Origin of the sequence: Pseudomonas sp. 6D_7.1_Bac1, from assembly GCF_025465945.1 — a bacterium.
Lineage (GTDB): Bacteria > Pseudomonadota > Gammaproteobacteria > Pseudomonadales > Pseudomonadaceae > Aquipseudomonas.
On sequence record NZ_JANLNW010000029.1, the window covers coordinates 1 to 10,672 of the forward strand.

8 protein-coding genes are annotated in these 10,672 nt (G+C 61.1%); 7 read left to right on the forward strand and 1 reads right to left on the reverse strand.

All coding sequences use genetic code 11. The features are described from left to right. Window positions 1-57: 57 nt before the first annotated feature. Window positions 58-2,019 (reverse strand): FAD-dependent oxidoreductase, encoded by a 1,962-nt coding sequence (locus NTD87_RS08190; protein WP_262113155.1) that lies wholly within the window; start codon window positions 2,017-2,019, stop codon window positions 58-60. Window positions 2,020-2,471: 452 nt separating this feature from the next. Between NTD87_RS08190 and NTD87_RS08195 the strand changes: the two genes are divergently transcribed. From NTD87_RS08195 to NTD87_RS08225, 7 genes are all read left to right on the forward strand, one after another. Next, window positions 2,472-3,521 carry an ABC transporter substrate-binding protein gene (locus NTD87_RS08195; RefSeq protein WP_262113157.1) on the forward strand — a complete coding sequence of 350 codons (1,050 nt, stop codon included), beginning with the start codon at window positions 2,472-2,474 and terminating at the stop codon, window positions 3,519-3,521. Between the two features lie 74 nt (window positions 3,522-3,595). Further along, window positions 3,596-4,390, forward strand: a complete 795-nt coding sequence (locus tag NTD87_RS08200) for a class II aldolase/adducin family protein (protein ID WP_262113159.1) — start codon at window positions 3,596-3,598, stop codon at window positions 4,388-4,390. 93 nt (window positions 4,391-4,483) lie between these two features. Next, on the forward strand, window positions 4,484-5,131 hold the full coding sequence (locus tag NTD87_RS08205; RefSeq protein WP_262113160.1) for a TetR family transcriptional regulator C-terminal domain-containing protein: 648 nt from the start codon (window positions 4,484-4,486) through the stop codon (window positions 5,129-5,131). Window positions 5,132-5,223: 92 nt separating this feature from the next. Further along, complete coding sequence (locus NTD87_RS08210) at window positions 5,224-5,940, forward strand: response regulator (RefSeq protein ID WP_262113161.1); 717 nt, start codon at window positions 5,224-5,226, stop codon at window positions 5,938-5,940. Window positions 5,941-5,945: 5 nt separating this feature from the next. Continuing rightward, complete coding sequence (locus NTD87_RS08215; RefSeq protein WP_262113162.1) at window positions 5,946-6,722, forward strand: substrate-binding periplasmic protein; 777 nt, start codon at window positions 5,946-5,948, stop codon at window positions 6,720-6,722. After that, window positions 6,719-8,980, forward strand: coding sequence for an ATP-binding protein (locus NTD87_RS08220; RefSeq protein ID WP_262113163.1), 2,262 nt, complete (start codon window positions 6,719-6,721; stop codon window positions 8,978-8,980). Before NTD87_RS08215 ends, NTD87_RS08220 begins: the two co-directional genes overlap by 4 nt. A gap of 221 nt (window positions 8,981-9,201) precedes the next feature. Then, the gene (locus NTD87_RS08225) at window positions 9,202-10,614 is read left to right on the forward strand and encodes an amino acid permease (RefSeq protein ID WP_262113165.1); all 1,413 of its coding nucleotides are present in this window, start codon (window positions 9,202-9,204) and stop codon (window positions 10,612-10,614) included. Window positions 10,615-10,672: the final 58 nt, after the last annotated feature.

A 10,672-nucleotide genomic window follows, 5' to 3' on the forward strand; every position in this document is an offset into this window, starting at 1 on the left:
ACAATGGACTGTGCTTGACTCACGGCCGACCGTAAAAGCCCCGGAGTATAAACAGCCTCAAAGCTCCCAGGCGACTTTCAAACCTTCATAAATCGCTTCTTCGGCGGTGCGCGGTGCGAGGCAGTCGCCGATACGTCGAAATTCCACCAGACCTTGCAGCTCTGCACCCAGGGCGTCCACCGGTTGATGACCCTGGCAGAGCACCAGTGTGTCGATGTTTTCGAACAGCATCGGTTCGCCGCTGGCGGTGTGCTGCAGGTAGACGGTGTTGTCATCGCAGCCGTAAAGCCGGGCGTAGGGTGTGATCGGGATGCCCAGTTTATGCAGTTCGCCGGCCAGTTGATCGCGCACGTACAGCGGCAGGTTTTCCCCGCAATGAGTGCCGTTGACCGCCAGTTGCACCTGATGCCCGGCGCGCACCAGACGTTCTGCGATGCCGGGGCCGATCCAGTCACAGCGCCAGTCGATCACTACCACCGAACGACCGATCTGCACTTCGTCGCGCAGCACCTGCCAGGCGTCTACCACCTGCAGCTCACCACCGCGTTCGAACGCCGGCCAGTAGGGCTCGGCGCCGGTGGCGACGATCACCATGTCGGGCCGTTCGCGCTCCACCAGTGCGCGGTCGACCCGGGTATTGCGTACCACGCGCACACCGGCCAGTTCCATCTCGCGCTGAAGGTTGGTGCTGGCGCCGCCGAACTCACTGCGTCGCGGCAGCAGTTGCGCCAGCAGCACTTGGCCGCCGAGTTGCGAACTGGCCTCGTAAAGGGTCACCTCATGTCCGCACTGCGCGGCCACCGCAGCGGCTTTCATCCCGGCCGGGCCACCGCCGGCAATCATGATGCGTTTGGTTTTTTTGGCCGGTTGCCGCTCCCCGAAGATCAGCTCGCGACCGGTTTCCGGGTGCTGGATACAGGAAATCGGCAAACCTTTGTGGAAGTGCCCGATGCACGCCTGATTGCAGGCGATGCAGGCCCGCACATCTTCGGCGCGCCCGGCGTCGGTCTTGTTCGGCATTTGTGGGTCGCAGATCAGTGCGCGGGTCATGCCGCACACATCGGCCTGACCACGGGCCAGAATCAGCTCGGCTTCCTGCGGCTGGTTGATGCGGCCGGTGACGAACAGCGGAATCGACAGGCTGGCCTTGAACGTCCCGGCTTCCTTGGCCAGGTAAGCCGCTTCGATCGCCATCGGCGGCACGATATGCACCGCGCCACCCAACGACGCCGAGGTTCCGGCGACGATGTGCACGTAATCCAGCTGTGCTTGCAGTGACTTGACCGCGTCCAGCGATTCGTCCTCGGTGAGCCCTTCGGGGTCGCGTTCATCGGCGGAAATGCGCAGGCCGATGATGAACTGCTCATCGGTATTGGCGCGCACGACTGCGATCACTTCGCGCAAAAAGCGCAGGCGCTGTTCCAGGTCACCGTTGTACTCGTCGGTGCGGCGGTTGACCCGTGGATTGATGAATTGCGCCGGCAGGTAACCATGGCTGGCAACCACTTCGACGCCGTCCAGACCGGCCTGATACAGGCGCCTTGCGGCGGCGCCATAACCGGTGACGATCTCGTCGATCATCGCCTGATCAAGCGCCCGTGGCATCACCCGGAAACGCTCGTTGGGCACTGCCGATGGTGAATAGGCAACCGCCAGCAGGCCATCGCTGGACTCCATGATCTCGCGCCCCGGATGGAAAATCTGCGAGAGCACCACGGTGCCGTGGGCGTGACAGCTTTGCGCGAGTTTTCGATAACCCTCGATGCAGGCGTCGTCGGTGGCCATCAGCACGTGGGAGGTGTAACGCGCACTGTCATGCACACCGGTCACTTGCAGCACGATCAGCCCGACACCGCCTTCGGCGCGTGCCTTGTGATAGGCGATCAGTTGATCGTTGACCAGGTTGTCGGTGGGCATCGAGGTGTCGTGCCCGCTGGACATGATGCGGTTTTTCAGGCGTTTACCACGGATCTGCAAGGGTTCGAACAGGTGGGCAAAAGCTGAGGTAGAGGTCGGCATGGTACGGGTACTCCAGACAGGCTGAAGCCGAAAGGCCGGATTTCGGCGTTGTTATTATGTGCCTATAGAAATTTACCTACAGTAAAAAATCAACTTGTTTTTTTACTATCGATTGCAGTAGCTTATTTTGGCGCCCACTCCTGGGCATAGGTGTCTACACAACATTGAAATGCGATGCAGGAAAGCTCCCGTAGCAGCTGCCGAGCCTGCGAGGCTGCGTTCGAGGACGAAGTCCTCGCAAATCCTGGATCGACGTTTTACCTGGAAGAACGCGCTGCCTGATTCAACGACTGCTTCGCCGCCGAACGCAGCCTCGCAGGCTCGGCAGCTGCTACGGGAGTTGGAGCAGAAAGGTGTGTAGATACTGATGCACTCCTGGGGCGAACCTCACCACAATAAAAAAAGGGTCACGTCGGCGTTTGCTCACGTGATACCTGCACGAGGAACCACTGATGAAATCGAATACGCTCAAGCACGGTTTTTATCCCTTGTTGTTGACCCTGGCCATGGGCCTTGGCAGCGCACAGGCAGCACCGGAGATGGTGGTGGTAGGTTACGGCGGAGCCGGACAAAAAGCCCAGGATGTGGCGTTTTTCCAACCCTTCAGTACGGCGGATCGGAGCAAGCTGATCCAGAGTGAATACAACGGCGAGATGGCCCGGATCAAAGTAATGGTCGACACCGGCAACGTCGATTGGGACGTGGTGCAGATCGAAGGCCCGGACCTGATGCGCGGCTGCGACGAGGGCATGTATGAACGACTGGACTGGAAGGCGCTGGGGCGCGCCGAGCAGTTGATCCCCGACGCCGCGCAGGAATGCGGTTCAGCGGCGCTGGTGTGGAGCGTGGCGATTGCCTACGACACCCAAAAGCTTGCGCAGGCCCCGACCTCATGGGCCGATTTCTGGGATGTGCAGAAATTCCCCGGCAAGCGCGGATTGCGCAAACGTGCGGTGTACAACCTGGAGTTCGCCTTGCTGGCGGACGGGGTGAAGGTCGAGGACGTGTACTCGGTGCTGAGCACCCCGCAGGGCGTCGATCGGGCGTTCGCCAAACTCACGGAACTCAAGCCGCATATCCAGTGGTGGGAGGCTGGCGCGCAACCGGCGCAATGGCTAACCGCAGGCGATGTGGTGATGACCTCGACTTACAGCGGCCGGGTGGCCGCCGCCGCGCAAAGCGGCAGTCACCTCGGGCTGGTCTGGCCGGGCAGCCTGTACGGCATGGACTACTGGGCGATCATCAAGGGTTCCCAGCATGTCGACCAGGCCAAGCGCTTCATTGCCTTTGCCAATCAGCCGGATGCCCAGGTCAAGTATGTCGAGCAGATCCCTTACGGCCCGACCAACACTCAAGCTGCCGCCCGGCTGGACAGCAAACTCGCCCAGTGGGTGCCCACTTCACCGCAAAACCTCAAGGGCGCGCTGTCGATGAACGTGGCGTTCTGGGTCGATCACGGCGAAGAACTTGAAGAACGCTTCAACGCCTGGGCCAGCAAGTAAGTGCAACGGGCTGGACGTGTGAAAGCGTCCAGCCTTACTGTCTGCGCAGTCGATCAGCCTGGAGAGCCAAAATAATGAACGAGATCGCCACCCGACTTGATGCCACTCATCAGCGCAGCACCACTGAACAGCGCCTGCGTGAGGAACTGGCGGCGTGTTATCGATTGATCGCGCACTTTCGCATGACCGATCTGATCTTCACCCATATCTCGGTGCGCCTGCCGGGGCCTGAGCATCACTTTCTGATCAACCCGTACGGGCTGATGTTCGATGAAATCACCGCCTCCAATCTGGTGAAGATCGACCTGAATGGCCGGGCCGTGGAGCCATCGCCGTACCCGGTCAACCCGGCCGGTTTCGTGATTCACAGCGCCATTCACGGTGCCCGCGAAGACGCTCAGTGCGTGTTGCACACCCACACCAAATCCGGTTGCGCGGTGGCGGCGTTGAAGTGTGGGCTGTTGCCGGTGAACCAGATTTCCATGGAGTTCTACGGCAGGGTTGCTTACCACGACTATGAAGGCGTGGCGCTGGACCTGAGTGAGCAGCAACGTCTGGTGCAGGATCTTGGCGACAAACCGGTGTTGATGCTGCGCAACCATGGTTTGCTGACCGTCGGCGAAACGGTGAGCCAGGCGTTCTTGCGTATGTACTACCTGGAAAAAGCCTGTGAGATCCAACTGGCCGCGCAGGCCTGTGGTGAGTTGGTATTGCCGCCGGCCGAGGTATGCGAACACACCGAACGCCAGTTCAACGACCCCGGCCGGGCGCTGGACGAAGGCGAGTTGAGCGATCCGGATGGTATGCAACTGGTCTGGCCCGCGCTGTTGCGATTGCTTGAGCGTGTTGCGCCGGGGTATCGCGACTGACTGGAGACTTGGCACACTCCTGCTGTACATTCGTTCAGCTCGCGGCTTTTTCAGCCCGAGTCCCTAACGATTGATCCAAGGAGAGTGTCACCCATGAGTCAGGAAGCCCGTTTTTCCCGCATGGAGCCGGAGCTGCGCAAGGCCAACCTGATCGAGGCGACCCTGGTGTGCCTCAAGCGTCACGGCTTTCAGGGCGCGTCGATCCGCAAGATTTCCGCCGAGGCCGGGGTCTCGGTCGGGCTGATCAGCCATCACTATTCCGGCAAGGACGAACTGGTGGCCGAGGCCTACATGGCGGTCACCGGACGGGTCATGAGCCTGTTGCGCGAGGCCATGGAACAGGCCGCACCCACTGCGCGTGAGCGCTTGTCGGCGTTCTTCCGGGGTTCGTTTTCCGCCGAGTTGCTGGACCCGCAACTGCTGGACGCCTGGCTGGCGTTCTGGGGCGCGGTCAAGACCGCAGAGGCGATCAACCTGGCGCACGAACATTCCTATGGCGAGTACCGCAGCATATTGCGCAAGGTCCTGACCGAGTTGGCCGAGGAGGAGGGCTGGGAGCCGTTCGACGCCGATCTGGCGGCCATCAGCCTCAGCGCCTTGCTCGACGGCTTGTGGCTGGAGTCGGGCCTCAACCCCGGCACCTTTACCCCGGAGCAGGGCATGCAGATTTGCGAAGCCTGGGTCGACGGTTTACAGGCCGGCGGCCGTCAGCGTTTTTGTTTGCAGACGAAGGACTGTTGATCGCCCGTTCAGCAATGGATACTCTCTGGCGCCGGTGCAGGAAAAAACTCTAATAAGAAACACGCCTTCGGGCATACGCAGGACTCCAAGCGATGGCTCCTCGGGTACTGATCGTCGATGACGATCCGCTGATTCGCGAACTGCTGCACGCCTACCTGTCCCAGGAAGGCTACGACGTACATTGCGCCGCCACGGCGGAGCTGGCCGAAACCTTTCTGGCGAGCCAGACGGTGGATCTGGTGATGCTCGATATCCGCTTGCCGGGCAAGGACGGCCTGACCCTGACCCGGGAACTGCGGGTCCGTTCGGAAGTTGGGATCATTCTGATCACCGGGCGCAATGATGAAATTGACCGCATCGTCGGCCTCGAGTGCGGTGCCGATGACTACGTGATCAAACCGCTCAATCCACGAGAACTGGTGTCCCGTGCGAAAAACCTGGTGCGCCGGGTTCGTCATGCCCAAACGCCGCAACCGGTGGCGGCCATCCCTCGGCCGGTCAAGCAGTTCGCCGCCTGGGCACTGGACACCGACCGCCGACGGCTGATCGACAACGCCGGCAGCGAAACCCTGCTGACCCACGGCGAGTACCAGTTGCTTAGTGTGTTCCTGCGCAACAGCGGTCACACGTTGAGCCGCGATCAACTGATGGACCAGATCCGCAACCGCGAGTGGGTGCCCAACGATCGCTCCATCGACGTGCTGGTCGGGCGCTTGCGGCGCAAGTTGCACGACGATCCGGCCGAGCCGCAATTGATCATCACCATCCACGGCGCCGGTTATCTGTTCACTGCCAGCGTGGCGGCCTGAGCCGCATGCTGCGAACGTTTTGGCTGCTGATGTTAGTGCTGTCGGCGAACAGCGCGATGGCGGCGGATAAAGTTCGCTACTGCGACTATCCGGTGTACCCGCCGATTTCCTGGAGCGACGGTAAACAGGTGCGTGGCCTGGCCCCGAGCGTGGTGAAAAACCTGTTCGGGCACCTGGGCTACGAGGTCGAGATAGTCGTGCTGGGCAACTGGAAACGCTGCCTGCTGGACGCCGCCGAAGGCCGGGTCGACGTGGTGCTGGCCTACAGCACTGCGCAACGCGAGCAGAGCATGGTGTTTTCGACGGTGCCGGTGTTGCGCGAAGAAGTCGCGCTGTTCATCAACCGTCAGCATCCGGTGAAGTTCGAGCGTCTGGAGGACCTGGCCAATTACCGTGGCGGATTGTTGTTCGGTGAAAGTTACGGCGTGGATTTCGACCGCTTTGTCGCGCAACACCAGAACATCGAATGGGTGTCCGACAGCAGCCAGAACTTCGGCAAACTGATTCGCGGGCGCATCGATTTCATCACATCGGAGCGGCGCACCGGGCAGCTTTACGTCGAAAACCTGCCTGGGGCGCAAGACATCGTTGCCTTGCCTAACGCCTTGAGTGTGGATTATCTGCGGGTCGCGGTATCGCGTCGTTCACCGCTGGCCAGCCGCATGCCGGACATCGACGCGCAGTTGCAGCGCATAGTCGATGCCGGCGAAGTCGACCGTTTGTTGAACGAAAGCGAAGTCACCTATCGCGACATGATCAACCTGCCGGCAGATGCGCAATGATCCGCGCACGGCCCGGTGGCCTGCTGCGGCGCCTGCTGCTGTTCATTCTGTTGTTCAGCCTGTGTTTCACCGTGCTGGCGAGCACCGTGCAACTGTATTTCGAATACCGCCGCGAGATGCGCGACATCGACTCGCGCATGGAGCTGATTCGCGCCGGTTACCTGGCCAGTCTGGAGCGCAGCCTCTGGGACCTGAACCAGGAACAGTTGAATGTGCAGCTGCGTGGTCTGGTGGACTTCTCTGATGTGGCTCGGGTTCATCTGACCAGCCCCGACTTCGACCTGCTGCAAGGCAGCCCCGACCCGGTCGGGCCATTGCGCATCGAGCGTTTTGAACTGGATTATCAACCGCCGGCAGGTCCTGTGCGGCATCTGGGGCAACTGGAAGTCAGCACCGATCTGGGCGCGGTGCATCACCGGCTGTTCGCCACCGGGTTGACCAGCCTGTTGTGGATGAGTGTGTTTCTCTGCGGGTTGGCGGTGGCGCTGTCGGGGTTGTTTTACCGGCTGGTCACGCGCCACCTGCAAGTCATGGCCGGATTTGCCCGACGTATCGCCGCCGGTGACTGGGATGAGCCCTTGCACCTGGACAAGAGCCGCAGCGCTGACAAAGACGAAATCGACACGGTGGCCCATGCGTTGGACGATATGCGCCGGGCGATTCTCAGTGACATTGACCGGCGGGAAACCGACCGCCTGGCTTTGCAGGATAACCGCGATGAACTGCTGAGAATGGTCGAGCGCCGCACCGCCAGCCTGATGCGCGCCAAGGATGAAGCCGAGGCGGCCAACCTCGCCAAGTCGCGGTTTCTGGCGACCATGAGCCACGAACTGCGCACCCCGCTCAACGGCATCCTCGGCATGGCCGAACTGCTGCGCGGCGCCCGCCTTGACGAGCGTGACAGCAAACGCCTGGATGCGCTGTACAAGGCCGGCGAAGGGTTGCTGACGATTCTCAACGAAGTGCTGTATTTCGCCCGACTGGAAGAGGGCGAAAGCCACCCGGAACCGGTCGACTTCTCGGTCCGGCACTTGCTCGACGAGGTGCTGACGTTGCTGGAGCCGCGCGCACTGAGTAACGACACGACGCTGCACTCCCGGGTCGATCCGCAGGTCGCCGACAGGCATCACGGTGCCGAGCAGTTCTTGCGTCAGGTGTTGAGCAACTTGCTGGCCAACGCGATCAAGTTCACCGAAGGCGGGCAGGTCAGCGTCGAGGTCATGCTGTTGGCGCAAGCCCCGGACCAGAGCGGTCAACGGCTGCGTTTGAGTGTGACGGACAACGGCATCGGCATTGCCCCGGCGATGCAGGCAAAGATTTTCGAGCGCTTCACCCAGGCCAGCGAAGAGGTGGCGCAACGCTTTGGCGGAACCGGGCTTGGTCTGGCGATCAGCAAACACCTGGTGGAGCAACTGGGCGGGCGGATCGGCGTTGACAGTGAAGTAGGGCGCGGCAGTTGTTTCTGGTTCGAACTGACGTTGCCGCCGGCCATCGGCGTGAGCGATGTGACGAGGAGTAGCGCAGCGAGCCGGGCGCTGAACATTCTGGTGGTCGAGGACGTGGCGCTGAACCGTGAAGTGGTCAGCGGCTTGCTGCAACGGGACGGCCATCAGGTCTGGCTCGCCGAAGAGGCCGAACGGGCGCTGACGCAATGCGCCGCTCAGACTTTCGATTTGATCCTGCTTGACGTGCACCTGCCGGGCATCAGCGGCGTTGAACTGTGCAAACTGATCCGCAGCACTCCCGGTCCAAATCGGCACAGCCGGATTTTTGCCCTGACCGCCAGTGTGCAACCGGCCCTGGTGCGCGGGTATCTGGATGCCGGAATGGACGGCATTCTCGCCAAACCCTTGAAACTGGAAAACCTGCGGCAGGCTTTGGCTGGGCAGTCACCCGTGGCGGAACCTGCGCGGGTTGATGAAACTATGGATTGGCCGTTGTTAGACACCCACCGCACTTTGCTCGGCGAACAGAAGGTTCAGGGCCTGCTCGCGGTGCTACGTAACTCGATCACCCAGCATCGGGACGCGCTGACCGAGGCCATTGAGGCCGACGACTGCACCGAGGTCGCCCATCTGGCGCACCGCTTGGCGGGTAGCAGCGACTCACTGGGCTTTCGCGCGTTGGCCAATGTGCTGCGAGCGCTGGAAGAGGCAGCGCTGGTCAACGATGAGTCGGCGTTGCGAGCGTTGGCACCGCAGGTTCATGAACAGTTGCAGCGTTCGCAACAGACGCTGGCAGACCTGTTGCACGCCTGATGTACAAGCCTGACGTACAAAAACGTTACGACTTTTTACATCTTTGATCGTTACGTACAACGCGAACTTACATGGGTTTCCAATAATCGACGCAACCGCCCCAGCGCGGTCTTCGAAGCTTATTGGAGATAATAATAATGAACTGCCGTAAAGCTGATCCTTTCCTGCGCCATGACGTCCTGTCATCCGCCGCGCACCTCGCCGACTACTGAGGTGCCGACATGAGCGAAACTATCGAACGCAAAGGCATACAACTGACCCGCGCCCTGAAAAGCCGGCACATTTTCATGCTCTCGCTGGGCGGCGTGATTGGCACCGGGCTGTTTATGGGGTCTGGCGTGACCATCAACCAGGGCGGCCCGGTGGGGGCGATTCTGGCCTACCTGGTCGCCGGTTTCCTGATGTACCTGGTGATGGTTTGCCTGGGCGAACTGTCGGTGCAAATGCCGGTATCCGGCTCGTTTCAGACCCACGCCACCCAGTTCATCGGACCGGCTACCGGCTTCATGATCGGTTGGGTGTACTGGATGAGCTGGGCGTCCACCGTAGGCCTGGAGTTCACCGCGGCCGGCATGTTGATGGTGCGCTGGTTTCCCACCGTGCCGATCTGGTACTGGTCGGCGCTGTTCGTGGTCGTATTGTTCGGCCTGAATGCACTGGCGACCCGCGCCTTCGGTGAAGCGGAATACTGGTTCTCCGGGATCAAGGTGGCGGCAATTCTCGGTTTCATCGTGGTCGGCGTGCTGGTGATTTTCGGCGCGATCCCGCTGACCAGTGGCGCACCGGCGCCGATGATGACCAACCTGATCGGCGACTCGTTGTTCCCCAACGGCCTGTCAGCGGTGTTCGCGGTGATGATGACCGTGGTCTACGCCTTCCAGGGTTGCGAGATCATGGGCGTGGCGGCCGGTGAAACCGATCAGCCGGAAAAGAGCATCCCGCGTGCCGTGCGCAACGTGGTGTTCCGCGTGCTGATCTTCTACGTGCTGGCGATCATGGTGCTGTCGGCCATCGTGCCGTGGCAGCAGGCCGGGTTGATGGAAAGTCCGTTCGTGCAGGTGTTCGACATGGTCGGCATTCCTTACGCCGCTGACCTCATGAACTTTGTGATCCTCACGGCGATTCTGTCGGTCGGTAACTCCGGCCTGTACGCCTCGACCCGCATTCTGTGGGCGATGTCGAAGACCGGCATGGCACCCAAGAGTCTGTCGCCGTTGAGCAAGCGCGGCGTGCCATTGCGGGCGCTGAGCATTACCTTGTGCTTCGCGCTGGTGTCGCTGATGACCAGTTTCATCGCGGCCGACACACTGTTCATGGTGCTGATGGCGGTGAGCGGCATGTCTGGCACTGTGACCTGGATCGTTATCGCCCTGGCGCAGTACAAGTTCCGCAAAGCCTACCTTCGCGATGGCGGCAAGCTCAGCGACCTGAAATATCGTGCGCCGTGGTTCCCGCTGTTGCCCATTCTGTGCATCGCCTTGTGCTGCTCGCTGTTCGTGTTCCTGGCCATGGATGAAACCCAGCGTCCTTCGCTGTATTGGGGTTTTGGCTTTATCGCCGTGTGCTACGGCGCGTATTTCCTGATTCATCGCAAACGTCAGGCGGTATTGGCGCCGAGCTTCCCAACCAGTTAAGCGAAATCTCTGTGGGAGCGAGCCTGCTCGCGATGGCGGCTGCACATCCAAAGAAGAT